Source organism: Bradyrhizobium sp. SZCCHNR1043, from assembly GCF_032489675.1.
GTDB lineage: Bacteria > Pseudomonadota > Alphaproteobacteria > Rhizobiales > Xanthobacteraceae > Bradyrhizobium.
The window spans coordinates 123,443-149,359 of sequence record NZ_JAUEYN010000010.1; the positions used below are offsets into that span (position 1 = coordinate 123,443).

General features: G+C 65.7%; 25 protein-coding genes. 10 read left to right on the plus strand and 15 right to left on the minus strand.

Annotation, left to right across the window (positions count from 1 at the left end):
• Positions 1–22: 22 nt before the first annotated feature.
• Positions 23–1,117 (minus strand): lysine-2,3-aminomutase-like protein, encoded by a 1,095-nt coding sequence (locus QX039_RS18720; RefSeq protein ID WP_315772173.1) that lies wholly within the window; start codon positions 1,115–1,117, stop codon positions 23–25.
• On the minus strand, positions 1,114–2,163 hold the full coding sequence (gene epmA / locus QX039_RS18725) for an EF-P lysine aminoacylase EpmA (RefSeq protein WP_315772174.1): 1,050 nt from the start codon (positions 2,161–2,163) through the stop codon (positions 1,114–1,116). Before epmA ends, QX039_RS18720 begins: the two co-directional genes overlap by 4 nt.
• A 138-nt stretch (positions 2,164–2,301) precedes the next feature.
• Between epmA and efp the strand changes: the two genes are divergently transcribed.
• The 3 genes from efp (at position 2,302) to QX039_RS18740 (ending at position 4,853) form a co-directional block, all read left to right on the plus strand.
• Positions 2,302–2,868: an elongation factor P gene (gene efp, locus QX039_RS18730; RefSeq protein ID WP_315712097.1), complete on the plus strand. Its 567-nt coding sequence runs from the start codon at positions 2,302–2,304 to the stop codon at positions 2,866–2,868.
• A gap of 39 nt (positions 2,869–2,907) precedes the next feature.
• Positions 2,908–4,527: a M23 family peptidase gene (locus QX039_RS18735; protein ID WP_315772176.1), complete on the plus strand. Its 1,620-nt coding sequence runs from the start codon at positions 2,908–2,910 to the stop codon at positions 4,525–4,527.
• 62 nt (positions 4,528–4,589) lie between these two features.
• Positions 4,590–4,853: a hypothetical protein gene (locus QX039_RS18740; RefSeq protein ID WP_315772179.1), complete on the plus strand. Its 264-nt coding sequence runs from the start codon at positions 4,590–4,592 to the stop codon at positions 4,851–4,853.
• An 84-nt stretch (positions 4,854–4,937) separates the two neighbouring features.
• Here QX039_RS18740 and QX039_RS18745 read toward each other — a convergent pair whose 3' ends face one another.
• Positions 4,938–5,120, minus strand: coding sequence for a hypothetical protein (locus QX039_RS18745; RefSeq protein ID WP_315712101.1), 183 nt, complete (start codon positions 5,118–5,120; stop codon positions 4,938–4,940).
• Between the two features lie 59 nt (positions 5,121–5,179).
• Positions 5,180–5,650: a carboxymuconolactone decarboxylase family protein gene (locus tag QX039_RS18750; protein ID WP_315772180.1), complete on the minus strand. Its 471-nt coding sequence runs from the start codon at positions 5,648–5,650 to the stop codon at positions 5,180–5,182.
• A 53-nt stretch (positions 5,651–5,703) separates the two neighbouring features.
• Here QX039_RS18750 and QX039_RS18755 point away from each other — a divergent pair, with 53 nt between their 5' ends.
• Genes QX039_RS18755 through QX039_RS18765 form a run of 3 tightly spaced genes read left to right on the plus strand, consistent with a single transcriptional unit; the run spans position 5,704 to position 8,742 of the window.
• Entirely contained in the window at positions 5,704–6,249 is a 546-nt protein-coding gene (locus tag QX039_RS18755) for a MarR family winged helix-turn-helix transcriptional regulator (RefSeq protein WP_315737838.1), read from the plus strand.
• A gap of 58 nt (positions 6,250–6,307) precedes the next feature.
• Entirely contained in the window at positions 6,308–7,540 is a 1,233-nt protein-coding gene (locus tag QX039_RS18760) for a lytic murein transglycosylase (RefSeq protein WP_315772182.1), read from the plus strand.
• 8 nt (positions 7,541–7,548) lie between these two features.
• The gene (locus QX039_RS18765; RefSeq protein WP_315772184.1) at positions 7,549–8,742 is read left to right on the plus strand and encodes a hypothetical protein; all 1,194 of its coding nucleotides are present in this window, start codon (positions 7,549–7,551) and stop codon (positions 8,740–8,742) included.
• 97 nt (positions 8,743–8,839) lie between these two features.
• Here QX039_RS18765 and QX039_RS18770 read toward each other — a convergent pair whose 3' ends face one another.
• A complete protein-coding gene (locus QX039_RS18770) occupies positions 8,840–9,616 on the minus strand; it encodes an NYN domain-containing protein (protein WP_315772186.1) in 777 nt (258 codons plus the stop codon).
• Positions 9,617–9,911: 295 nt separating this feature from the next.
• On the opposite strand from QX039_RS18770, the gene QX039_RS18775 reads away from it, so the two are divergent.
• Complete coding sequence (locus QX039_RS18775) at positions 9,912–10,313, plus strand: hypothetical protein (protein WP_315737835.1); 402 nt, start codon at positions 9,912–9,914, stop codon at positions 10,311–10,313.
• Between the two features lie 121 nt (positions 10,314–10,434).
• Here the strand turns inward: QX039_RS18775 and QX039_RS18780 are convergent, their stop codons facing one another.
• A complete protein-coding gene (locus QX039_RS18780; RefSeq protein WP_315737834.1) occupies positions 10,435–11,442 on the minus strand; it encodes a serine hydrolase in 1,008 nt (335 codons plus the stop codon).
• A 728-nt stretch (positions 11,443–12,170) separates the two neighbouring features.
• On the minus strand, positions 12,171–14,012 hold the full coding sequence (recJ, locus tag QX039_RS18785; protein ID WP_315737833.1) for a single-stranded-DNA-specific exonuclease RecJ: 1,842 nt from the start codon (positions 14,010–14,012) through the stop codon (positions 12,171–12,173).
• Positions 14,013–14,320: 308 nt separating this feature from the next.
• On the opposite strand from recJ, the gene QX039_RS18790 reads away from it, so the two are divergent.
• Positions 14,321–15,409, plus strand: coding sequence for a methyl-accepting chemotaxis protein (locus tag QX039_RS18790; RefSeq protein ID WP_315772188.1), 1,089 nt, complete (start codon positions 14,321–14,323; stop codon positions 15,407–15,409).
• 10 nt (positions 15,410–15,419) lie between these two features.
• Here QX039_RS18790 and QX039_RS18795 read toward each other — a convergent pair whose 3' ends face one another.
• The 5 genes from QX039_RS18795 to QX039_RS33075 form a co-directional block, all read right to left on the minus strand.
• Positions 15,420–16,139: a haloacid dehalogenase type II gene (locus QX039_RS18795; RefSeq protein WP_315772190.1), complete on the minus strand. Its 720-nt coding sequence runs from the start codon at positions 16,137–16,139 to the stop codon at positions 15,420–15,422.
• 114 nt (positions 16,140–16,253) lie between these two features.
• Positions 16,254–17,255 (minus strand): class II fructose-bisphosphatase, encoded by a 1,002-nt coding sequence (gene glpX, locus QX039_RS18800; RefSeq protein ID WP_315737830.1) that lies wholly within the window; start codon positions 17,253–17,255, stop codon positions 16,254–16,256.
• A 204-nt stretch (positions 17,256–17,459) separates the two neighbouring features.
• Complete coding sequence (locus QX039_RS18805; protein WP_315737829.1) at positions 17,460–18,779, minus strand: homoserine dehydrogenase; 1,320 nt, start codon at positions 18,777–18,779, stop codon at positions 17,460–17,462.
• A 39-nt stretch (positions 18,780–18,818) separates the two neighbouring features.
• A complete protein-coding gene (locus QX039_RS18810) occupies positions 18,819–20,039 on the minus strand; it encodes an LL-diaminopimelate aminotransferase (protein ID WP_315737828.1) in 1,221 nt (406 codons plus the stop codon).
• Positions 20,040–20,273: 234 nt separating this feature from the next.
• On the minus strand, positions 20,274–20,462 hold the full coding sequence (locus QX039_RS33075) for a hypothetical protein (RefSeq protein WP_409997747.1): 189 nt from the start codon (positions 20,460–20,462) through the stop codon (positions 20,274–20,276).
• 369 nt (positions 20,463–20,831) lie between these two features.
• Here QX039_RS33075 and QX039_RS18820 point away from each other — a divergent pair, with 369 nt between their 5' ends.
• Both QX039_RS18820 and QX039_RS18825 read left to right on the plus strand, forming a co-directional pair.
• Positions 20,832–22,637 (plus strand): class I poly(R)-hydroxyalkanoic acid synthase, encoded by a 1,806-nt coding sequence (locus tag QX039_RS18820; protein ID WP_315772192.1) that lies wholly within the window; start codon positions 20,832–20,834, stop codon positions 22,635–22,637.
• Between the two features lie 73 nt (positions 22,638–22,710).
• Positions 22,711–23,109: an MAPEG family protein gene (locus tag QX039_RS18825; RefSeq protein ID WP_315737826.1), complete on the plus strand. Its 399-nt coding sequence runs from the start codon at positions 22,711–22,713 to the stop codon at positions 23,107–23,109.
• Positions 23,110–23,118: 9 nt separating this feature from the next.
• Here the strand turns inward: QX039_RS18825 and QX039_RS18830 are convergent, their stop codons facing one another.
• Genes QX039_RS18830 through QX039_RS18840 form a run of 3 tightly spaced genes read right to left on the minus strand, consistent with a single transcriptional unit; the run spans position 23,119 to position 25,917 of the window.
• On the minus strand, positions 23,119–24,168 hold the full coding sequence (locus QX039_RS18830; RefSeq protein ID WP_315755568.1) for a LacI family DNA-binding transcriptional regulator: 1,050 nt from the start codon (positions 24,166–24,168) through the stop codon (positions 23,119–23,121).
• Positions 24,165–24,809 (minus strand): ThuA domain-containing protein, encoded by a 645-nt coding sequence (locus QX039_RS18835; RefSeq protein WP_315712128.1) that lies wholly within the window; start codon positions 24,807–24,809, stop codon positions 24,165–24,167. Before QX039_RS18835 ends, QX039_RS18830 begins: the two co-directional genes overlap by 4 nt.
• Before the next feature lie 10 nt (positions 24,810–24,819).
• Positions 24,820–25,917 (minus strand): Gfo/Idh/MocA family oxidoreductase, encoded by a 1,098-nt coding sequence (locus QX039_RS18840; RefSeq protein ID WP_315772195.1) that lies wholly within the window; start codon positions 25,915–25,917, stop codon positions 24,820–24,822.

Genomic DNA, 25,917 nt, shown 5'->3' on the forward strand with positions numbered 1-25,917 from the left:
TCAGCGGAATCGGCAGGACACTTCATCCCGCGGCGGGCGGATAGAGGTGCGCCTCGCCGCAATAGTCAATCACACGATAGCGCGTTTGCGCACCTGCCGCATGATCCTGCTCAACAGTTTCATCGGCAGTGAGGTATTGCGGCCCCACCGGCGCCTTGCCGTAGCCGCCGGGAATGTCGAGCACGTAGTCGGGCTGGCACAGGCCGGACACCCGGCCGCGCAGCGCTCGAATCAGGGCCTGACCTTGCGCCAGCGTGGTCCGCAGATGCGCCGTGCCCGGCGCGAGGTCGCCATGGTGCAGGTAATACGGCTTGATGCGAATCTCGACGAAGGCGCGCATCAGCGCCTCCAGGGTCGCCGCATCGTCATTGACGCCGCGCAGCAGCACCGACTGGCTGACCATGGGAATGCCGGCATCGATCAGCCGCGCGCAGGCCGCCTGAACCGCAGGGCTGAGCTCGCGCGGATGATTGGCGTGCAGCGCGACCCAGGTCGCGGCGCCCGGCACCTTCAGCGCCTCGACCAGCGCCGGCGTGATGCGCTGGGGATCGGCGACCGGCAAACGGGTGTGGATACGGATGATCCTGACGTGATCGATGCCGGCGAGATCGGCCATGATCTCCTTCAGCCGCCGCGGCGACAGCATCAGCGGATCGCCGCCGGTGAGGATCACCTCCCAGATCTCGTCATGTGCGCGGATGTAGTCGAGCGCCGCGCGATAGGCCTCCTCCGACAGCGCATTGTCCTTGCCCGGCCCGACCATCTCGCGACGGAAACAGAAGCGGCAATACACCGCGCAGACATGCACGAGCTTGAGCAGCACGCGATCGGGATAGCGGTGCACGATGCCGGGCACCGGCGCATGCGCGTCGTCGCCGATCGGATCGCCGCGCTCGCCGGGCGCCGCCTTCAGCTCGTCCATGCTGGGCACGAACTGGCGCGCGATCGGATCGTTCGGATCGTCAGCGTCGATCAGGTCGGCGAGATGCGTCGTCACCGCCACCGCATAGCGCTGCGCCACGCGCGCCAGCGCCGGCTGGTCCGCCGCGTCAGCCAATCCCTGCGCGACGAGATCCTCGGCGCTGCGCAATGTCGTCGGACGTTCGACCCTGTTCATCGCTCACCTGCCGGCGGCGTCCATACCACCTGGTCGATCCTCGTGGCGCCGGCCGCCAGCATCACCAGGCGGTCGAAGCCAAGCGCCACACCGCTCGCCTGCGGCATCGCGGCCACGGCGGCGAGGAAGTCCTCGTCGAGCGGATAGCGGTCGCCATAGCGCCGCTCCTTCTCGGCCATCTCCTGCTCGAAGCGGCGGCGCTGCTCGGCGGCGTCGGTGAGCTCGCCAAAGCCATTGGCGAGCTCGACGCCGCAGGCGTAGACCTCGAACCGTTCGGCAACGCGCGGGTCCGCCGCCACCCGCGCCAGCGCGGCCTCCGGCGCCGGATATTCATATAGCACGGTGAGGCGTCCCTGCCCGAGATGCGGCTCGACGTGCTCGACCAGCACCTTGCTGAACAGGTCCGACCAGGTGTCGTCGTCGCTGATCCGGATCTTGCCAGCGGCGGCCTGCGCCAGCGCCGCACGGTCGCCCGCGCCGTCGCGGATGGTCGCCAGCAGGTCGATGCCGGCATGGCGCTCGAACGCGCCGGCAACCGTCAACAGCTCGGGCTCGGCGAAGGGATCGGCGGTGCGGCCGCGAAAGGCGAACTGCCGGATTCCCGTCGCCTGGGCCGCGTGCGCGATCACCACGACCGTGTCGGCCATGATCGCGTCATAGGGCGCCTCCGCCCGATACCATTCCAGCATCGTGAATTCCGGCAGATGCAGGTCGCCGCGCTCGCGGTCGCGGAACACGCGGGCAAACTCGAAGATCCGCCGCTCGCCGGCCGCCAGCAGCTTCTTGCAGGCGAATTCCGGCGACGTTCGGAAATACCGCCGATGGCGGGTTCCGTCCGGCCTCGTCAGGTCGGTGCCCGGCGCGTGCAGATGGGTCTCGTTGCCCGGCGACACCTGCAGGATGCCGGTCTCGACCTCAATAAAGCCCTGCTCGTCGAACCAGGCCCGCAGCGCGCGGATGATGGCGGCCCGGGCGAGCAGGAACGGCCTGATGTCGGCGTGCCGCTGCGGCGACCACCAGGGCGAAGGCGCGGGCTCCCGGGACATCAGGGGATCGCCCGTTCGGGCCGCAAAAGACTGGCAACCCCGGACAAAATCAGTATGTTGCCGCCCGAAACCGCATTCCGCGTCGCGTGGCGCCCCGGCCCAGTCCGGCGCCCCTTTTTCAGTGTCAGGAAAACAGCTTTGAAAGTCATCGCCAGCTCTATTCGCAAGGGTAACGTCATTGAGCAAGATGGAAAGCTCTATGTCGTCGTCACCGCCGAGAACATCCATCCCGGCAAAGGCACTCCGGTCAGCCAGATCGAAATGCGCCGAATCAGCGACGGCGTGAAGATCTCCGAGCGCTTCAAGACCACCGACCAGGTCGAGAAGGCGACGATCGAGGAGCGCAACTTCACGTATCTTTACGAGGATGCCGACGGCTTCCACTTCATGAACCCGGAGACCTACGACCAGGTCCAGGTGCCGAAGGACGTGGTCGGCAACCAGGCCGCCTATCTCCAGGAGAACATGACGGTCAAGCTGTCGATGCACGACGTGGTCCCGGTGGCGATCACGCTGCCCCAGCGGGTCACGCTCGAGGTCGTCGAGACCGAGCCGGTCACCAAGGGCCAGACCGCGTCGTCGTCCTACAAGCCGGCGGTGCTCTCCAACGGCGTTCGCACCGGCGTGCCGGCGCACATCACGGTCGGCACCCGCATCGTCGTCATGACCGAGGACGGCTCCTACTGCGAGCGCGCCAAGGACTGAGACATCTCGAGGATCTGACGCCGGGGGGCGCGGGGGGATTTGGGGGCACGGGTCATCACACTCATCGCCGCCCTGGCGGCGATCATCACGCTGGCCGCGCCGTCCACGACGCGCGCGGCCGATGACTTTGCTCCGCCCGCCCTCACCATCAACCGCGCCGACTGGCGCGCGGCGCTGGACCAGCTCCGCTCCGAACTCAACGCGGCGCCCGAGGTCGCCGCCGACTCCGCTCTGTCCGCGCACCGGAGCAGCGTTTCGGCCGGTGATGCGCGGCGCAGGCCCGCGCTGGTCCAGCTCAACGGCGTGACCTCGACCATCTTCACGGGGATCGGACGCAGTCCGGTCCCCGTTTTGCTGCCGTTCGACGCCACCGCCTATCTCGCCTCGCGCCGCAGCGCCGCCATCGCGGCGCGCGGCCTGCCGCGCTATCAGGCCGACTTCCAGACCGACCTGTTCGATGCCGGCCCGTCCGGCTACGACGCGGTGTTCTCGCTGCCGCCGGAGGTGACCTCCGGCCTGCCGTCGCGCGTCTTCGCAAAACCGGTCGAGATCCAGATCACCGGATCACTCCTCACCTACGAGGTCGCCGATCCCGCCGGCGGCAAGGGCGAAGGCGTCAAGGCGCTGTCAGCGCAATATCCCGATCTGCGCCGCTTCATTCGCGAGGGCTATGTCCGCTACGCCTTCACGCGCTTCGGCGTGCCCTATGTGGTCTCGATCCAGTGCCTCGACAGCGCGCCGCGGCCGCGGCGGCTCGCCTGCCGCGAGGCCTATCCCATCGCCGAGCGCTTCCTCAAGGCACTGCGCATCGCCGGCGGGCAGCCGTCGCGCATCCCGCCGGAGATCGCGCCGCTCGCCGCCGAGCGCCCGGTCACGCTGGATGCCGATTTCACCTATCGGCCCGTTGGCGACATCGTCGCCAACAGCGGCGGACGCGGCCAGAGCGGGCGGGCCGACCGCACCGTCTATTCGCAGATCCGCTATCCGCTGGATGCGCCGGCCTATGTGCATTCGCAGTCGTTCGGCCGCCGGCGCGCGAGCGACAAATTCGACCAGCCGTGGAGCCAGTATCCCTGGCGCGACAATTTCTGCGAGGCGCGCAGCTTCAACGTCGGCCAATGCGCCAGCGGCTTCGGCCATCAGGGCCAGGATCTCAGGCCCGGTGCCTGCCCGGTGCGCCGCGACGGCGCCGACGGCTGCAACCCGTGGCGGCAGCGCGTGCTCGCCGTGCGCGACGGCGTCGTGATCCGCTCAACCCGGCAGCAGGCCGTGACGGTGCAGGTCAACAGCGGCACCGAGCACGTCCGCTTTCGCTACATGCACATGAATCCCGCGGCGATGGATGCCGACGGCCTGCTCAATGGCCGCAGCCTCCGCGAGGGCGAGCCGATCGGCGTGGTCTCGAACTATCTCGACCATCCCAACGGAACCACGCGCCATCTGCATTTCGACGTCCAGCTGTTCACGCGCGATGGCTGGATCTGGGTCAATCCCTACGTGACGCTGATTACAGCCTATGAGCGCCTGATCGGCGGCCGCGGCCGCGAGGTCGGGCTGGAGGAGATCGCCGCGTCGCCGCCGTCGCCGACCGGCGCACTCGGATCGTCGCCGCTCGGACCTGCGGCCGACGCCGCCGCCGTCGCGCGCGACCGGAACTGATCACCGGCGGACCCGGAACCGGAGCCGACCGCTCCGGGTTGTCTGGCCACGGAGGATCGCAGATGATGACAGCCAACCCGCATCGCAGAGCCGGACCGGCGCTCGTTTCAGCCGCGATTGCGCTGCTCTGCGTGGGGGCGCTGACAATGCTGGTGCGCGACCGCTGGCATCCGCCGGAGATCAAGTCCGCCGAGGCGGCACGGCATTCGACGACCGGCCAGGTCGCCCGCGCCGCCGGCGCGCGCGTGATGCCGACCGACCCCACCCTCGCGGTCGAGCCGAAGCCGGAAGGCCCCAAGCGGGCGCAGCCGGCGAATCCGTTCTGAGCGTGGCACGCGTGCTTATTAGTTCGAGCTGATTGCAAGCGGCATCTGTCTCGGCGAGATACGAGACGGGGAGACAGTCAACAGTCACGCCGACCACTTGTCCTCTTCGCGACGATGCTCCTCGGCATTGAGGCGGTCCGCAATCTCTTGCGCCATCGCCTCGTTCTTGGTCGTGGCGATCGGCTTGCCGTCCTGGCGCTGCACGCGCTCCTTGTCGGCTTCCAGCGGAAAATCCTCCGGCTTGAGCGGTTCGTCCGTCCCGGTCATGCGCGCCTCCTCTACCTCCCGCGCATAACCCGCCGGGCCGTGCCGCGGTTCCAGGCAACTCAGGACGCCGCCCGCGCCGGCCGCTCCGCCGGCGTCCAACGGAACGCGACGCCGTAGCGATTCCAGAGATTGATCACGCCGATCGCCGACGTCAGGAACACCAGCTCCGTTTCGGAGAATTCCGCCCGGGCCTGCGCATAGACCTCGTCGCTGACGCCGCCCTGCAGCGTGGTCAACGCCTCGGTGAAGGCCAGCGCCGCGCGCTCGCGTGCCGAGAATTGCGGCGCCTCGCGCCACACCACGACGAGATTGATCTTGTCGGCGGACACGCCGAGCTTCTCGGCCAGCAGCACGTGATGCTGTACGCAGAATGCGCAACCGTTGATCTGCGACGCCCTGATCTTGACGATCTCGAGCAGCTGCTTGTCGAGGCCGGCCTTGGCAGCCTGCTGACTCACCGCAAGGATGGCATCGTACAGCTCCGGCGCCTGGCTCCGGAACGTGGTGTACTCGCTGCGCGCATGTGACATGGTCTGTCTCTCATGTTATCAGATATCTGATAACTTATCAGGGCTCTGATGATATGCGCAAGGCACCGGAATTGACGACCTCGCGAGCGTCGCGAAAGGCAGCCCCCGCAAAGGCCGGCCCCGCGCGTCGGCCGAAGACAGCGGCCCGCCCGCCATCGCCCGGCGAGGGCAAGCGCGGCGAGGACGGCTACCTCGCCTATTTGCTGCGCCAGGCACAGGCCGCGGCGCGGCTATCGCTCGACCGCGCGCTCATCGCGACCGGACTGACCCATCCGCAATTCGTGGTGCTGACGATGCTCAAGGCCTATCCCGGGCTGTCCGGCGCCGACCTCGCCCGCGTCGCGCTGCTGACGCCGCAGACCGTCAACGTGATCATCGGCAATCTCGAACGCGACGGCGCCATCCAGAGAGCACCGCATCCCGTGCACGGCCGGGCGCTGCAATGGACCCTGACCCGGCACGGCCTCGCTCTGCTCGCCAAGGCCCGGCGCCGCGCCAGCGCGCTGGAGCGGCGACTCGCCGGCGACCTGAGCAAGCGGGACCTCGCGACCATCCGCCGTTGGCTGGCCCGCATCGCCGCCGAGCTCCACCAAGCGTGAAAGTTCCGCCCGTTCCGGGCTTTGCCGCCGGCCCGCATCAGCGGGTAGACTGCCCTCCATGACCCAGTCCGATTCACAGCCCGATACGATGACCCGCCGCGCCCTGCTCCGCTCCGGCATCGGTGCCGCCGCGCTGCTCGGCCCCGCCCTGGCGGCAGCGGCTGCCCCGGCCGAGTTCGAGGCTTGGCGCGACGGCTTTCGCGCCCGCGCGCTCGCCAAGGGCATCTCGCCGGCCACCTGGACCCGGGTCATGGCGCGGCTCGAGCCCGACATGACCGTGTTCAAGGAGTTGCGCAACCAGCCGGAGTTCAAGGAGCAGCTCTGGCAGTACATCAACCGTCGCGTCTCCGACTGGCGCGTCATCAACGGCAAGATCGCGCTGCAGAAGAACGAGGCGCTGTTCGCCCGCATCGAGAAGGACTTTGGCGTCGAGCGCGGCACGCTGCTGGCGCTGTGGGGCGTCGAGTCCGCCTATGGCGATCCGCTGGTGCAGCAGAACCACATGCGCCCGGTGTTTCCGGCGCTCGCCGCGCTCGCCTGGAACGAGCCGCGCCGCAAGGCCTATTGGGAGACCGAGCTCACCAACGCGCTGAAAATCGTCGATCGCGGCTGGAGCACGCCGGAGGAGATGCGCGGCTCCTGGGCCGGCGCGATGGGCCACACGCAATGGATGCCCGAAGTCTGGCTCAACGTCGGCTTCGACTATGACGGCGACGGCAAGATCAACCCGTTCGGCCGCCCCGACGACGCGCTCGGCTCGACCGCGCGCTATCTCGTCAACCGCGGCAAATATCACCGCGGCGAACATTGGGGCTACGAGGTGCGCGCGTCCGGCAACATGTCAGGAGGCCGCAGCTACGCGGCCTGGCAGGCAGCCGGCATCACCCGCGCCGACGGCCAGCCATTCCCACAGCCCAATGCCACCGCGCAGCTCTGGATTCCGGTCGCGGGCGGCCCCGCCTTTCTGCTCGGCCCGAACTTCTATTCGGTGAAGTCCTACAATCCGGCGATGAGCTACGCGCTCGCGATCTGCCATCTCGGCGACCGCATCCTGGGCGCCCCGCCGTTCCTGCAGCCCTTCCCCGGCTCCGAGCGTGCGCTGACCTTGGCCGAGGTGCAGGAGATGCAGAAGCGCCTGACCGCAGCCGGCTTCGACACCGGCGGCACCGACGGCCGCGTCGGCAACGACACCATGAAGGCGATCCGCGACTTCCAGGCCAAGGCGGGCCTCACGCCGGCCGACGGCTATGGCGGGCTCAAGGTGCTGGCGAAGCTCCGGCAGGGCGGGTAATCGCAAAGATGATCGTGTGGCATTCTTCCCCGAACACGATTGCTGAGAATCATATTTCGATCTTAGCTCTTGCAGAGACTGCGGCCGCTATTTGCCTGAGCATCTACCTCTATTCTGATGATGGTCATGCTGCGCACTTAATTGCACTAACTGCCTTGTCGCCAGCGGTGCTACTCCAGACCCAACGCTCAAATCAGCGCGCACTGCGATACGCGATCGGTCTTAATCGTTGGTTGACTAGAGCGTTCCATGCTGCATTCCCCAAGGAGTTTCCGAGTAGCGCATCTGTCGGCAAGTCTACAAGCCTCATGCGACTGCTGCTTCTCGGCATAGTGTTCCTCCTTCTCGAGATCTACATATTCGCTCTCTATTTCGTTTTCTGCACCTGTCTTGTCGCGCTTCTAATATCTGCAAGAGCTTTCGCTACTCTTCTTGAGCTAACTTTGAGGCCGATGGGGGCGATAGCCGCTGTACCTGACAACTGGCGGAAGATTGTTCTCTGCACTGACTTGACGACTCTACCTGAGCTGGCACCCGGAATAGAGGGGCTTGCGACGTTTTCAGAAATTTTTATTGTACGGTTTTCCGACGTTCCCCTTGAGCCTTCACTAGGTCGAGCAAGGCAGGCCGCGGGACTATTCTATTTGCTGATCTTTGTTTACGCGCCGGCCAGTGTCTATCGCTGGTCAATCAAAAGCACTTCGTTGATTTGGAGTCCGCTACTGTGGGCGTTCCGGCCTATACAGGCAGAGGAAGATCCTCTGCAGCTTGCTGAGCAAATTCAGGTCCTGACTGTCTACAGGATATCGCGGCTTTACTCGGCTGGGATATTGTTTCTTTTTGCAGCCAAACTCTATCTACTCTTGGCGTGGTCCTCTTTGAAGGAGCCAGCACAAAGCATCCCAGGTTGGGACACAATAGCCCACTATCTAGTGCCAGAGGCCATTCCAGGATGGCATATTGCCGCCGCCACGAATGCCGCTCTAACATGGCTAATCTTCTTAAAGGCCGAACGCTACACACTGGACCGAGCGCAGCATGAACGCTCACAGCTCTCTAACATACGCGTTTTCTTCGCTATCTCATTTACTACACGAAACCTTCTCACTATCTATACTGCGACCTGCACCCTATATCTTACAATCACTCTGGCTACGGCAATCGACGTCAGCAAGATTCGCATCATCGGATTTCCTTGGTGATACGAAGCTGCACGCAAGCGGACCGCAAAGCGGTGCAATCATGTCTTGCACCATTTTTACGCTAGGACCTTGCCGCCTTCGCAAGTCACTTCTTTAATCAAGCAGATCGCTGTTTTCCTCCCCTAGCCCGCCCATGCGCGCCCGTCACCACCTTCACACGAATGCGCACCGAGCCGCCTTTCGGCTGCTCCTCGATCTCGAACGCGCCGGTCTTGCGCACGAGATCGCTGAGCTTGCGGCAGCCATAGGTGCGCGGATCGAAGTCGGAGACCAGGTTGGAGAGCTGCTTGCCGACCTCGCCGAGCGCGACCCAGCCGTCCTCGCTTTCCATCTGCGTGATGACGTTCTTGATCATCGGCGTCGCCGCGGTGATGGGCAAAAGAGACTTGGGTGCCGCAGCCGTATCGGCGTCCTTGCTGGTCGCGGCGTCGCTGCGCAAATTCTCGGTGTAGATGAACCGGCGGCAGGCCTGCCGAAAGCTCTCCGGCGTCTTCTGCTCGCCGAAGCCGAACACGTCGATGCCCTGCTCGCGGATGCGCGCCGCGAGCCGGGTGAAGTCGCTGTCCGAGGACACCAGGCAGAAGCCGTCGAACCGTCCGCTGTGCAGCAGGTCCATCGCGTCGATCACCAGCGTGATGTCGGAGGCGTTCTTTCCCGTGGTGTAGGCGAACTGCTGCTGTGGCACGATGGCGTGTCTGGCGAGCGTGTCGGCCCAGGGCCTGGAGCGCGGGCTGGAGAAGTCGCCATAGATCCGGCGCACGCTCGCCTCGCCGATCTTGGCGATTTCCTCGAACAGCCCGTCCACGATCTTGGCCGAGGCATTGTCGGCATCGATCAGAACGGCAAGACGCGGCGAGCGAGGTTCGGACGGCATCGGATAGTCCTCAAAGTTGGCCCAGTTCTCATTCCCTTATACGCGCCCTTATACGCGGGCCGACATCCAGCCGAATGATTTTCTTGAGACGAATGGCAAGACCACGGGATGCGCAACCAGGCACTCCGCGAGTCGCGGCACGGCTGGCTGGGTGTGCGGAGACCGGCCGCTGACGCTCCCTCCGTTCGTACACGAACAAATTTGGGTTCCAGGCCTGTTCTGACGGTTGTTTTCACCTTCTCTTAATTTGCCTCGCACAACGATGCGGACGACCCAACGATGGGATCTGCGGCAGATGATGAAGGAAGGCACCTATTCGGCCTGGTTCAGGACCCCCAAAGGCCAGGGAACCGGCATCGTCGAGCTGGTGGGCGGCAAGGTCTGCGGCGGCGATACCGTGCTGAGCTATGCCGGCAGCTACGAGACGCATGGCGATCGGTTTACCGCCATCATCAAGACGAAGCGTCACGCGCCGGGACAGCCGTCGCTGTTCGGCCCCGACGAGCTGACGCTCAGCCTCGAAGGGTGCTGCAGAGGCACGCCCGTCACGTGCTCCGGCTATGCCGCGGAAGCTCCCGACGTGCCGTTCGAGGCGCTGCTGCTGTTCTCGGCGTCCGACGACGCCGCACCTCCGCAAACGCCCCGGCCGACGCCGAAATTCAGTCCCGATCATCTGCCGAAGCCGTCCTGGCGCTGAGCTGTCGCGGTTGTCGAGGAGCCCTGTGTCGCGCGCTGCGACCCGATCCCACGGAGGCTCGATCTCACCTGCTGAGACGTGATCCGATCTCAGATCGAGCGCGATCGCCATCGCATGCTCCTCACGGCACCGACGCGCTGATCCTGCTCACGAGATCGAGGACGCGCTGGGTTCGGACGCCATGCGGGTTGACGGCGAGATCGACCAGCTCGACCAGCACCAGGCGCTTCGACGGAACGACGACGACCAATTGCCCACCATAGCCATTGGCCAAGAAGGCGCTGACGCCCGGACTGCCCTTCGTGTACGTCCACCAGAGATAGCCATAGCCGCGTTCAGGCTGCTCGGTGTCCGACAGCCGCGTCGTCGATTCCGTCACCCAATGAGCCGGGATCAGCTGGGTCCCGTTCCAGCGTCCGCCGTTGAGATAAAGCACGCCGAACCGCGCGAGGTCGCGTGCGCTCATGTGAAACACGTAGGCGGGATGAGAGGACGAGTCCTCCTTCTGGTAGTGACCATCCTTCGTCGAAAAATCCTCCATGCCGAGCGGCCGCGCGATCCGCGTCTCGAAGCTTTTGAACACGTCGCCCAGGGATTGCCGATAGATCGTGCCGAGCGCATTGAAATCCCAATTGTTGTAGTACCAGAAGCTGCCAGGCGGATGGCTTCCGCGGGCAGGCCGGAGGTCCTTCATCCGCGGCGTCTCGTAGGCCGCGAGATGATAGACGCCGGAACGAGCCATCAACAATTGGCGAACCGTCGCGGTCTTCTCGGTCGGCGACAGGGCGTCGGGACGATCGTCGATCGCAAGTTCGGCAAGGGTGCTGTCGAGGTTGATCCGGCCCTCCTCGACCGCCAAGCCGTACAGGGCGCTGATGAGGCTTTTGCGCTCGGACCGGATATTGACCTTGGCGCCGATGTCACCCGACGACGCAATGATCTCGTCGTCTCTGACCACCATGATCGCCGTCGGCTTCTGCGCGTCGGCGAACTGCTGAACCTCCTGCGAAATCGCCGCGGTCCAAGGCTTTTCGCTGGGGTTTGCTGTCTGCCAGTGCAGGCCCGGTTCGGCATGCGCCCACGGCAAGCACAGCAACAGCACCACGAAGACACCAGACAGATATTGCATCGAACACCCACATTGTCGGACAGCCGCCCTCGTCGCGAAGATGACTCAGTGCGCCAAGATGGCAAATTGGCAAGAACGAGCGGCAGGTTGCAACACCGACGTCCCGTCGCCGCGTGCTCCTCAACGCCACAGCAAGCGAACGTCATGTCTCGCAGCGATGTCAGTCGGATGACCGAAACCGCTTTGGGAGGCGCAAGATTTCGCTTGCTTTTCTTACGAAAATCGGAAATTATATGACGGTCCCGTCCTCATGAGAGGGACGCTTCGCGATCGTCACGAACGTGGAGGATGGGATGCGGTGGCCGCGATCGTGTCGCAGCGTGCTCGATGTACGCGGACGAACGGCAGGTTGCGGACGTGAAATCGCGTGGTCCTGGCGCCCCGATGCTGGCGCCAAGTCTTTGGGGGATGATGATCCCGGAGACGACGGTGGCTATCAAGCCGAACACCGGGGAGATCGCGTATAAGCGTTAAGACCTCCGCGCAGGGAATGCCGGTTGAAACGGCTTTGCCTGTGGTGACTGCCGCCTGCTTTTTGTTTGCAGGCGGGCCATGGGTGAGGCCTTCACCCGGCATTCCCTGCGCCCTCTCTTCTCTAAGGATGAGGGTCTTGATCCAGCATCACTCGGGCGCAGATGCGCGGCGGGATTACAAAGACTTGCCCTGTAATCACGCGACGGCCCCCCGCACTCCGCTGTCGTCCCGGCCTCCGCGCGGTGTTGGGGCCGCTACCTGATCATCGCCGGTCCATGATCCGGCACGGCGACATCGAGCACGCGCAGTTGCACGCGCTCGACTCCCTGGTAGCGGTCGACGGTGAGCGTGCCGGCGACGTGCAGGATCTGGCCGCGATGCTGAACCAGCGCGTTGCCGAGCTTCTGGCCAACCGAGCGGAATGCGATGGCGTTCACCATGGCGCCGTCACCGGACTTGAAGCGCAACTTCAGATGCGCCTGCCCGACCTCGTCGGCATAGACCAGTTGATGCGATGGCAGCGCCACGATCGGCTCGGGATTGCCGCTGCCGAACGGACCGGCGCGATTGAGGGTCGCGACCAGCTCCGGCGTCGCGGCGCGCGCGCTGATCGCGCCGTCGATCAGGATCTCGTTGACGTGCCGTGCGTCGGCGACGTCGGCGGCGAGCGCGCTTTCGAGAAAGGCGCGAAACTCGGCCAACCGCTCCTTGCGCAAGGTGACGCCGGCGGCCATCGCGTGCCCGCCGCCCTTCATCAGGATGCCCTGCTCCACGGCATGGCGGACGGCCTTGCCAAGATCGACGCCCGGAATCGAGCGGCCCGACCCGGTGCCGATGCCGCCCGGCTCGAGCGCGATCGCAAACGCCGGCCGGGCAAACTTTTCCTTGAGCCTGGACGCGACCAGCCCGACCACGCCGGGATGCCAGCCCTCGGACGCCGTCACGATGACGGCGCCCTTGTCCTCCAGGCCGAGCGAGGCCAGCGCCTCCGCTTCGGCCTGCGCTTCGGCCTGCTGCTCGATGACGCGGCGCTCGCTGTTGAGGCGGTCGAGCTCGGCGGCGATGCGCGCGGCTTCGGAGACGTCGCTTTCCAACAGCAGCCGCACGCCGAGATCGGCGCGGCCGATGCGCCCGCCGGCATTGATGCGCGGTCCCAGCATGAAGCCGAGATGCCAGGCTTCGGGCGGACCGTTGAGCCGGGCGACATCCATCAGCGCGGTGTGCCCAACATGGTCGCGCCGGCGCATCGCGATCAGGCCCTTGGCGACGAACGCGCGGTTGAGCGCGATCAGCGGCGCGACGTCGGCGACGGTGCCGAGCGCGACGTGATGCAGCATGCTGAGCAGATCCGGCTCCGGGCGCGTGCTGCTCCAGAAGCCGCGGCCGCGCAGCTCGCGATTGACCGCAACCAGCGTGACCAGCGTCAGGCCGACCGCGGCGAGATAGCCGAGGCCGGAGAGATCGTCGGGCCGGTTCGGATTCACCAGAGCGTTAACCTCGGGCAGGTCCTCGCCGCATTGATGGTGATCGATCACCACCACGGACATGCCGAGCCGCCGCGCCTCCGCCAGCGGCTCGAGGCTGGTGGTGCCGCAGTCGACCGTCACGAGCAGCGTCGCGCCCTTGGCCGCGAGCGCGCGGATGGCGTCGACGTTCGGGCCGTAGCCTTCGAAGATGCGGTCGGGAATGTGGATCAGCGGATCGAGCCCGCAATGGCGCAGGTGCCAGGCGAGCAGCGCCGCCGAGGTCGCGCCGTCGACATCGTAGTCGCCGAAGATCGCGACCTTCTCGCCCTTGACCGCGGCGTCGGCAATGCGCTCGGCCGCCGCCTCCATCTGCGTCACCGTGAACGGATCCGGCATCAGCTTGCGGATGGTGGGATCGAGGAAGTCGTTGACTTGATCGAGCTCGACCTCACGCCCCGCCAGAACCCGGGCCAGCATCTCCGGCAGTTGATAGCGCTGCACCATCGCCAGCGCCCGCGCCGCACCGCGCGCATCCAGCCGGTCGCGCCACAATTTGCTGGTCAGCGACAGCCGCACGCCGAGAAACGCCTGCGGGGCGCTCAGGGGCAGTGCAAGGGCGGATGGTGCCATGACGCGCGGGGCCTCGCTTGCAGCGCAGCGATTCGAAACGGACGCCGTCGAATCTACAGCAACTGGCCTGCCTCAGCAGGTTCCATCCATGAAACCCACCAGAATCGTCCCAGAACTTGGCGGAACTCACAGGAAATTAGGGAAATGCCGCCCATATACGGCTGGTTGCCTAAAATTCGAGCTGCGTTCAATGGAGTGCATTAAACAGCCGTTAGGCGAACTCCGTAACATTTCAATCAATTATTACGTCCGATTTGTCCGCCCTCTTCGTGCCGACCAGGAGGCCGGCAACATGGAGTTCATTGCCGATGCTGACCGCGCCCGAGTTGAAGACGCAGCCCTCCGCCGCTCCGGCACAAACGACTCCCAAGGATGACGAGACCGACGTCTCGGCGCTGATCGCCCGGCTCACCGGCGAGGTCAATCAGATCGCCTGCGAGAAGACCAAGTCGATCCAGCAGATCACCAACCAGATGAAGATGCTGGCGCTGAACGCGCTGATCGAGAGCTCGCGGGTCGGCGCCCAAGGCGCGGGCTTCGCCGTGGTGGCCCAGGAGGTCCGCGCCGTCGGCCAGCTCGTCGAGACCATCGCGCGCGAGCTGGAAGGGCAGCTCACGACCCGCACGGGCAATCTGAAGAGCTCGATCGAGCGCATGACCGAGCGGGCGCGCGGCGAGCGCATGGTCGACCTGGCGCTGAATGCGATCGAGCTGATCGACCGCAATCTCTACGAGCGGACCTGCGACGTGCGCTGGTGGGCGACCGATTCGGCCGTGGTCGATTGCGCGGCGGACCCAGACGCCGCGCGCGTCGCCCATGTCTCCGATCGGCTCGCGGTGATTCTGTCGGCCTACACCGTCTATCTCGATCTGTGGCTGTGCGATCCGAGCGGCAAGGTGATCGCCAACGGCCGCGCCGACCGCTTCAACGTCGTCGGCCAGAGCGTCGCCGACACCAAATGGTTTCGCGAGGCGCGTGGACTGCGCTCGGGCGACGACTACGTCGCCGGCGACGTCGAGTGCCAGCCGCTGCTCGGCAACGCCCAGGTCGCGACCTATTGCGCCTCGGTCCGCGAGGACGGCAAGGCCCATGGCAAGCCGCTCGGCGTGCTCGCCATTCATTTCGACTGGGAGGCCCAGGCGCGCGCGATCGTCCAGGGCGTCCGTGTCAGCGAAAGCGACAAGGCCCGCGTGCTGCTGGTGGATTCGAATCTGCGCGTCATCGCGTCCTCGGACGGCCAGGGCATTCTCAGCGAGCGGGTGTCGCTGAAGCTCGATGGCAAACGCAGCGGCTTCTATCAGGACATCTCCGGGCGCATGGTCGCGTTCCACGCGACGCCCGGCTACGAGACCTACAAGGGTCTCGGCTGGTACGGCGTGATCGTGTCGGATGCGTGAGGCAGGAGGATCAGCAGCCCAGCCGGTCGGCGATGCCGCCGAAATCATCGGCGACGATATCCCAGGCGCCGGTGGCCTCGAAATCGCGGCTCTGCAGCGGGCCGTATTCGGTGGGGCGGGCGACAAAGGCGGTCTTGAGGCCGTAGCGTTGCGCCGCCTCGAGATCATTGTTGTGCGCGGCGACCATCATCACCTCGCCGGGCGAAAGGCCAAGGAGACGTGCGGCACCGAGATAGGTCTCGGGATCGGGCTTGTAGTGCGCGAACAGCTCTGCGGAGAGCACGAGGTCCCAGGGCAGACCCGCAAACTTCGCCATGTTGGTGAGCAGCGCGACATTGCCGTTGGAGAGCGGCGCGATGATGTATCTGGATTTCAGCCGGGTCAGCCCGGCGACACTGTCGGCCCACGGATGCAGCCGGTGCCAGCCGCGGGTGAGATGATCGAGATCGGCTTCGGTGAGGCTGGTGATGCCGAGCTGCGCGACCAGCGTCTCCAGCGAGCGCCGGTGCAGCACGTCGAGGATGACGTAGCCGCGCTCCGGATGCCTCCGGACCTCGTCCATCGACCCGACATAGAGCCCGCGCCAGCCATCGACCAGTGCGGTCCAGTCACCCTGGATGCCGCGGGTCTTCGACCACGCGGTAAAGTCGTTGATCAGGCTGGTGCGCCAGTCGACGACAGTGCCGAACACGTCGAACACCAGCGCCTTGACCATGGACAGATCGGACATGCTGAGCCGCTCTCCAATTTCGTCATTCCGGGATGCGCGCAGACCCGGAATCTCGCGCCACGGTCTCGAGATTCCGGGTTCACGCTCCGCGTGCCCCGGTACGACTGTGCTGGATCAGTCGAGGTGGAATTTCGCCAGCTGGCGGTGCTCGGCGCGGATGTAGCGCACCGTGCCGGTGACCGAGCGCATCACGACGGTCTCGGTCTCGATGACGCCGTCCTTGCGGAACTTGACGCCGGAGAGCAGCGAGCCGGTGGTGACGCCGGTGGCTGCGAACAGACAGTCGCCGCGGGCCATGTCCTCGATGCCGTAGATCATCTTGGGATCGCCGACGCCCATCTTGTGGGCGCGCTCGCGCTTCTCCTCGGTGTCGAGGATCAGGCGGCACTGCATCTGGCCGCCGATGCAGCGCAGCGCCACCGCGGCCAGCACGCCCTCCGGCGCGCCGCCGGTGCCGAGATACATGTCGACGCCGGTGTTGTCGGGATCGGCGCAGTGGATCACGCCGGCGACGTCGCCGTCGGTGATCAGGCGTACCGCAGCGCCGGTCGAGCGCACGCCCTGGATGATATCGGCATGGCGCGGGCGGTCCAGCACCAGCACCGTGATCGCGCCCGGCTCGACGCCCTTGGCCTTGGCGAGCCGGCGGACGTTGTCGGCAGGCGTCGCGTCGATGTCGACGACGCCCTTGGCGTAGCCGGGGCCGACCGCGATCTTCTGCATGTAGACGTCGGGAGCATGGAGGAGCGTGCCGCCATCGGCCATCGCCATGGTCGCGATCGCGCCGGGCATGTTCTTGGCGCACAGGGTGGTGCCCTCGAGCGGGTCGACCGCGATGTCGACCCTGGGGCCGGCATTGAGGCCGACCTTCTCGCCGATATAGAGCATCGGCGCCTCGTCGCGCTCACCCTCTCCGATCACGACCGTGCCTTCGATCGGCAGCTTGTTGAGCTCGCGGCGCATCGCATCCACGGCGGCCTGGTCGGCCGGCTTCTCCTGGCCGTGGCCGCGCAGCCGCGCCGCCGATACCGCCGCCCGTTCGGTCACGCGCACCAGCTCCAGCGTCAGGATGCGCTCGAGCAGCAATTGTTGCGGGACAGAAATCTGCGTCGACATCGGTCAACTCCTCAAGACGTCACGGCGGACATCCGCCATCAAAATCTACCGCTCGCACGCCGCCCCCCTGGGCGGCAGCCGGGTCAGGCGGTCGGCACGAATGGCCGTTCCCCGCCTGTCTACTCTCCCGGTTTGAGCATGAACCTATACCAAACGCCACGCGTTTGTTTGAGCAGGGACAAGCGGTTCCCTGTGCATCATGCGCTAGTTCTTCTCGATCCGGATCACCTGGGGCTTGCCGCTGATGACCTTGTCGCGCTGCACCGCCTGGAGCGCGCGATGCACGGCGTCCTCGTGGGTCGCGTAGGTGATCAGGATCACCGGGACCGGAGCGGACTTGCCGGCGGTCTTCGCCGGCTCGCTGCCGTTGGGATGGCGCTGCACGATCGATTCGATCGAGATCTTCTGCTCGGCGAGCCGGGTCGCGATGGTCGCTGCCGTGCCGGCATGGTCGCGCGCCATCAGGCGGATGTAGTAGCCGCCCTCGTGCCGCTCCATCGGGGCCTTCTCGGTCGCCTGCAGCTTATCGACCGGCCGTCCGAACGGCGCCGCGCGGATACCGCGCGCGACATCGGCGATGTCGGCGACGACCGCGGAGGCCGTGGCGGCGCCCCCTGCTCCCGGACCGACCAGCGTGATCGGCGGGATACCGTCGCCGTCGATCGTGACCGCGTTGGTCACGCCCATGACCTGGGCGATCGAGGAGGATTTCGGCACCATCGTCGGATGCACCCGCTGCTCGATGCCCTTGGCGGTGCGCACGGCAACGCCAAGCAACTTGACGCGGTAGCCGAGCTCGGCGGCCGCGCGCAGGTCCTCCGGCGCGATCGAGGAGATGCCTTCGACATAGACGGAGTTCTGCGCCACCTGGGTGCCGAAGGCGAGGCTCGCCAGAATCGCAAGCTTCTGTGCGGTGTCATGGCCGTGGATGTCGAAAGACGGGTCAGCCTCGGCATAGCCCAGGCGCTGGGCATCCTTGAGGCACTCGTCGAACGACAGCCCTTCCTGCTCCATCCGCGTCAGGATGTAGTTGCAGGTGCCATTCAGGATTCCATAGACGCGGTTGATGCCGGTGCCGGCAAGCCCCTCGCGCAGGGTCTTGATCACCGGAATGGCGGCACCGACGGCCGCTTCGAAGTTCAGCGCGCCACCATGCTTCTCGGCCGCCTTGGCGAGCTTCAGGCCATGCTTCGCAATCAGTGCCTTGTTGGCGGTCACCACCGACTTGCCGGCCTTGAGCGCGGTGTCGATCGCCGACAGCGCGGGATCACCCGCGCCCCCCATCAGCTCGACCAGGCAGTCGATTTCGGGATCACCAGCCAGTGCGATCGGATCCTTGGCCCATTTGATCCCGGACAGATCGATGCCGCGCTTCTTGGCCTTCGACCGCGCCGTCACGGCAACGACCTTCACCGGGCGTCCCGTCCGCTCGGTGAGCACGCGCCCCTGACGCTCGATGAGACGAACGACCTCGACACCCACGGTGCCGAGGCCCGCGATGCCCACTCTCAGGGGTGCGACCATGGAATCAAAGAACCTGTCGAAAGGAAAATACGGGAGGGTTCAACGCCGGTTGGCGATGGGAACGACGTTGTGCAACGTTTCGATCCCGCTTTCAAGGAAGCGGCGGACGCCGCGCGCGGCCTGCCGGATGCGCTGCTCGTTCTCGACCATCGCGATGCGGACATAGCCCTCGCCATGCTCGCCGAAGCCGACGCCCGGCGACACCGCCACGCCGGACTTCTCGACCATGAGCGTCGCGAACTGCATGCTGCCGAGGCTCTTGAACTTCTCCGGCAAAGGCGCCCAGGCGAACATCGAGGCCTCAGGCGACGGGATCTCCCAGCCGGCCCGGCCGAACGCCTCGACCAGCGTGTCGCGGCGCTTGCGATAGACGTCGCGCATCTCGCGGATGCAGTCGTCGGGACCGTTCAGGGCAGCCGTGGCCGCGACCTGCACCGGGGTGAACGCGCCGTAGTCGAGATACGATTTCACGCGGGCGAGCGCTGCGATGATGCGCTCGTTGCCGACGGCAAAGCCCATGCGCCAGCCGGCCATCGAATAGGTCTTGGACATCGAGGTGAACTCGACCGCGACGTCCATCGCGCCGGGCACCTGCAGCACGGACGGCGGCGGGTTCTTGTCGTCGAAATACACCTCGGCATAAGCGAGGTCCGACAGGATCAGGATCTCGTGCTTCTTCGCGAATGCGACGAGGTCGCGATAGAAGTCGAGGCTCGCGACATAGGCGGTCGGGTTGCTCGGATAGCAGACGATCAGCGCGAGCGGCTTCGGGATCGAATGGATGATCGCGCGCTCGGCTGCCTCGAAGAACTGCGGCGTCGGCTCGGACGGCACCGAGCGGATTACGCCGCCCGCCATCAGGAACCCGAAGGCGTGGATCGGATAGCTCGGATTGGGACAGAGAATGACGTCGCCCGGCGCGGTGATCGCCTGCGCCACGTTGGCAAAGCCTTCCTTGGAGCCGAGCGTCGCCACGATCTGGGTGTCGGGATTGAGCTTCACCCCGAAACGGCGATCGTAATAGGCGGCCTGCGCCCGGCGCAGCCCGACGATGCCGCGCGAGGCCGAATAGCGGTCGGTGCGCGGCTTGCCCAGGGTCTCCTTGAGCTTCTCCAGCACGTGCGGCGGCGCCGGCAGATCCGGATTGCCCATGCCGAGATCGATGATGTCGGCCCCGGCGTTCCGCGCGGCCGCCTTGGCCCGGTTGACCTGCTCGAACACGTAAGGCGGCAGACGGCGGATGCGATAGAAATCTTCCATGGGTCTCTCGGCTCCGGCAACCGGGGGCGGATTCGCCAGCAGAGCTGGCGCTGCGGCGACGCGGGCCATGCATTGAAACCGGTGCTGGATCAGGAGTTTAGCACGGGCTCGCGGCTTGGCTGGCAACGACACGCGGAGGTGTTGATGGCGGTGTTTTATCATGGCCGCCGCGCCACGCCAGACAATTACGCCGCTCAGAGCGGCCGATCTCCCAGCCCTTGGTCACCTGGCCGATCATTTGGGCCTGGTGGTGGTGCCCGCCGAAGCCTGGCGGTCACGCGCCGCGAGCAGCTCCTTTTCGATCTTGGCGCGCTCCTGCGGCGAAATGATCGGCGCATCGCGGTCGCGCGGCACGTCGTTGACGGGCAGATACCCGCCCGGCTCCTTGGGTCGGGCGACCGCATCCGCGTCGAGCGACGGCATGTCCGCGATTGGACTGGAGCACCCGGCAAGCGCGAGCGCGCCGAACACAACGAGCCCCGCAACAAGGGCGCGCCGTCCCGACCTCCAGCCTCGCCCCTGCGTCCCCACGCGCACGTCCCTCGGTCCCCAACATCCAGTCAACGGTCCCCAGTCCGACCGCAGCGCGGCGCATTTTGCCGCAGTACAACCAATTGTCACTCGAAACGTTACCGGCTTGAACAGGAATTTCATCCAGCTACGTGATCAACATGTCGGAAGCGAGAGATTTTTTCGCAACGCAACAATCAGAAATCGAATTTGTCGCAAACTCGCGGATTATTGATCTCGCGCGGTGACGAGACGGTCCCGACGCGATAGTGTGATCGAGCCATGACCGACGTTCAGAACAGCAGCAATCCAGAAAAAACATTCGATGCGGAAGCGTTCGCGATGAACATCGCGAAAGCCATGGAAAGCAGCGGCAAGGCGCTCTCGGCCTATCTGAAGCCGCGCGAGACAGGCGAAGTTCAGGACCGGCCACCGACCGAATTGACCGAGGTCGTCAAATCCTTCACTGCCGTCGCCGACTACTGGCTGTCGGACAAGGAGCGCGCCAGCGACATCCAGACCAAGATCGCCAAGGGCTATCTCGATTTGTGGGGCTCGGCCTCGCGCCGTCTCGCCGGCGAAGACGCACCCCCGGCCATTTCGCCCTCCCCGCGCGACAAGCGCTTCGCCGATCCGGAATGGAAGTCGAACCAGTTCTTCGATTTCGTGATGCAGGCCTATCTGCTGACGACGCAGTGGGCCCAGGACCTGGTCCACAATGCCGAAGGCCTCGATCCGCACACGCGCAAGAAGGCCGAGTTCTACGTCAACCAGATCATCAATGCGCTGGCGCCCTCGAATTTCGTCCTGACCAATCCGGAGGTGCTGCGGCAGACGGTGGCGTCGAGCGGCGACAATCTGGTGCGCGGCATGCAGATGCTCGCGGAGGACATCGAAGCCGGCAAGGGCTCGCTGAAGATCCGCCAGTCCGACCCGGGCAATCTCGAGGTCGGCGTCAACATGGCGACGACGCCGGGCAAGGTGATCTTCCAGAACGAGATGATGCAGTTGATCCAGTACGCGCCGACGACCGAGAACGTGCTGCGCACGCCGCTGCTGATCGTGCCGCCCTGGATCAACAAGTTCTACATCCTCGATCTGCGCCCCGAGAAATCCTTCATCAAATGGTGCGTCGATCAGGGCCTCACGGTGTTCGTGATCTCCTGGGTCAATCCCGACAAAAAGCTTGGGACCAAGACCTGGGATGACTACATGAAGGAAGGCCCGCTCACCGCGATGGACGTCATCGAGAAGGTGACGGGCGAGATGAAGGTGCACACGCTCGGCTACTGTGTCGGCGGCACCATGCTCGCGACCACGCTCGCCTGGCTCGCCGACAAGCGCCGCCAGCGCGTGACCTCGGCGACGTTCCTTGCCGCACAGGTCGACTTCACCCATGCCGGCGATCTGCTGGTGTTCGTCGACGAGACCCAGATCTCGGCGCTGGAGCGCGACATGCAGGCGTCGGGCGTGCTCGAGGGCAGCAAGATGGCGATGGCCTTCAACATGCTGCGTTCGAACGACCTGATCTGGTCCTATGTCGTCAACAATTACCTGAAAGGCCAGGCGCCGCAGGCGTTCGACCTGCTGCACTGGAACTCGGACGCCACGCGGATGTCGGCGGCGAACCATTCCTACTACCTGCGCAACTGCTATCTGGAGAACCGGCTGACGCAGGGCACGATGGTGCTGGATAACACGCTGCTGGATCTCTCCAAGGTGAAGGTGCCGGTCTACAACCTCGCCACCCGCGAGGACCACATCGCGCCGGCCGACTCCGTGCTGTACGGCTCGCAATTCTTCGGCGGGCCGGTGAAGTACGTGCTGTCGGGCTCCGGCCACATCGCCGGCGTCGTCAACCCGCCCTCCTCCGGCAAGTATCAGTACTGGACCAACGACCAGATCCACGACATCTCGCTGAAGGACTGGATCAAGGGCGCGCAGGAGCACAAGGGCTCCTGGTGGCCGGACTGGCGCGAATGGCTGAGCCAGCTCGATCCGGAAGAGGTTCCCGCGCGCGGCGTCGGCAGCGAGGCCTATCCACCGCTCGAGGATGCGCCGGGCTCCTATGTCCGCGTCCGCGCATAGCGTGATCCGCCGCGATTGACTATAACCGCTCCGTCCCGCCGGGACGGGACGGGAATCAGTTGAGGGGATCTCGATGACGCGCGAACTGTTCTGGCTGACGCTCACGGTCATTCTGACCGGCCTGCTGTGGGTTCCCTACATCCTGAACCGCTGCCAGGTCCGCGGCCTCACGGGCGCGATGGCCAACCCCTCCCGCAACGACAAGCCGCACGCGCCGTGGGCAACGCGGCTGATGTTCGCGCACGACAATGCGGTCGAGAACCTCGTGATCTTCGCGCCGCTGGTGCTGATCCTCAACGCGATCGACTATTCGACCAAATGGACCGTGCTCGCCTGCGCCGTCTATTTCTGGTCGCGGGTGGCCCACGTCATCGTCTACGCGATCGGCCTGCCCGTGTTCCGGACGCTGGCGTTCGTGGTCGGCTTCATCGCCCAGGCCATCCTGGCGCTCGCCATCTTCGGCTGGCTCTAGGCCGATCTGCTAGGGCAGATTGTCCCGCAGAAAGATATCGATGCGGATGCGCTCCTGGTCTGGACTGATCGGCTCCCCCGAGCAGTGCGCGAGCAGAATGCGCGCCGCCGAGCGCGCCTCGTGGCCGGGGTCCTGGTTGATGATGGCGTCCAGCGTTCCGCGGACCAGGAACCGCCGCGTGTGCTGGGTCAGCTCATGGGTGATCCAGACCACATCCCGGGCGCGGCCGGATGCCTCGAGCGCGTCGGCGATGCCACGGTTGCCGGCGCCGCAGCAGTAGATGCCGCGCAGATCCGGATGGCGGGCGAGCAGCGCGGCGGTCAGCTCCCGCGTGCGCTCGCTCTCATCGCGGCCCTCGATGGCCGGAAGCGCGAGCAGGTTCGGGTACTCGCTGGACAGGATCTGGTGAAAGCCGAATTGCCGCTCGGCATGATCGCGCAACGACAATGATCCCGCGATCACGGCAACCGTCCCCTCGCGGCCGCCGAGGTAGCGCCCCATCAGCGTGGCCGCCGTCCGTCCCGCGGCAGGGTTGTCGATGCCGACATAGTGCAGGCGGCGCGAGCTCGGGGCATCCGAGACCAGGGTCACCACCGCGACGCCGCGCGCGGTGAGCTCGTCGATCGCGGCGCGCACTCTGGGGTGATCCAGCGCGATGACCGCAACGCCCTGATAGGCCGGCGACAGGTTCTCCAGCGCACCGGCCAGCACGTCAGGATCGAACACGTCGACGTGGAGGATATCGATGAAGCCGCGCTGGCCGGCCAGCCACTCTGCCGTGCGCTGGACCTGCTCGGTCAGGATGGTCATGAAGCTGTTGCCGCCGGTCGGCAGCACGAAGGCAAAGCGGAAGCTCTGCCCGCGCGCGAGCCGTGCCGCTGCGACGTCGGCGCGATAGCCCAGCTTGGCAACAGCGGCCTCCACCCGGGCAACGGTCTTGGCACGCACGCCCTCGCGCCGGTTGATGACGCGGTCGACGGTGGCGAGCGACACGCCCGCCGTCCGCGCGACGTCCTCCAGCGTGGCCCGGACCGGTAACGGGTTCGCGTCAGCCGTCACTCGCGCGCCGCCCATAGCATGCCGCGGGTCATCAACGTCCGGATCTCCGGCACGTCGAGCTCGTAGGCACGGTGGCCGAGCGAGGAATAGAACACCCTGCCCGCGCCGTAACGCTTCTTCCAGACCACCGGCATCACTACCCCCTCGATCCATGGGGCGTGCTCTCCGGTGAAGGTCGTGGTCGCCAACACCTCGTTGGCCGGATCGACATGCATGTAATACTGCTCGGAACGGTGCTCGAAACTTGTCAGGCCCTTCATGATGGGATCGTCCGGCCTGGTCAAGTCGACCCGGTAGTCGATGATGTTGCCGGGATGGGCGACCCATTGCCCGCCGCACAGGAACTGGTAGTCGACCGAATCGCGGAAGGCATCGCACATGCCGCCATGATGGCCGGCGAGCCCGACCCCGCTGCGCACCGCCGCGCAGAGATTGAGCGCTTCCGCCTTCTCGATCTTGGACATCGTGTAGATCGGGATGATTAGCGACAGATCGTGGATCGCAGGATCTGCGAACGCGGCCGTTGTGGTCTCGATCCGCACCTCGAAGCCTTCCGCCTTGAGCCAGCCGCGGATCATCGAGGCACAGAGATCGGGGTCATGTCCTGGCCAGCCGCCCCATACAATCATTGCCTTGCGCATGTCTCTGTCCTCAGTCGATCTGTCCGGTGTCGCGTCCAACAGGCAACATCGCCGGCCGCTCCACGCGGCTCTCGATCCTGACCCGCCGGCCTTCGTTTGCGGAGGTCTGGAACGCCTCCATGACCTCCAGCACGTGGAAGGCGAGCGCACCGCTGGCCCGATGCGGCCGGTCGTTCACGATCGCGGTCGCCATATCGGCCACGCCGATGGAGCGGAACTCGCCGTCGACGTGACCATGCGTCAACGGCATCGTCTGCCAGTCCCCGCCGGTCTTGGCGACCTGGACCTCGCCGCCGAAGCGGTTCGGGTCCGGCACCAGCATGCTACCCTCGGCGCCATAGATCTCGATGGGCGCGTGCCGGTGCTTCGGAACGTCGAAGCTCATCGTGACCGAGACCACCGCCCCGCTCTCGAACTCCAGCGTGCCCGCGACGTGGGTCGCGACCTCGACCGGGATCAGCGTGCCGTTCATCGGTTGGCTGGTGACAAGGCGCTCTGATCGCGGGCGCGCCGTGGAGCCCATGACGCTCGCGACCGGGCCGAGCAGTTGCACGAGATCGGTGACGTAGTACGGGCCCATGTCGAGCATCGGCCCGCCGCCGCGCAGGTAATAGAAGCCCGGGGCCGGATGCCAGCGCTCATGGCCGGGACAGCCGAAGAACGCGCTGCCCGCCACAGGCCTGCCGATCGCGCCGTCGTCGATCAGCTTGCGCGCGGTCTGGTGGCCGCCGCCAAGGAACGTGTCGGGCGCGCAGCCGACCCGCAGGTTCTTCTGCGCGGCAAGCTCGATCACCTTGCGGGCTTCCGCGACGTCGATTCCGAGCGGCTTCTCGGAATGCAAGTGCTTGCCGGCATTCAGCACGGCGAGACTGACGTCGGTATGGGCGAGCGGCACGGTGAGATTGATGACGATCTCGACGTCGTCGCGCTTCAGCAATTGATCGACCCGCATCGCCGGCAGGCCGAAGGCTGCGCCCTGTCGCTCGGCTGCGTCGCAGCGCATGTCGGCGAGCGCCTTGATGTCCAGAACGGGGAAGCGCTGGGCCGCCTTCAGATAGGCGGTGCTGATGTTGCCGCAGCCGATGATGCCGATGCCGACTTTTCTCAT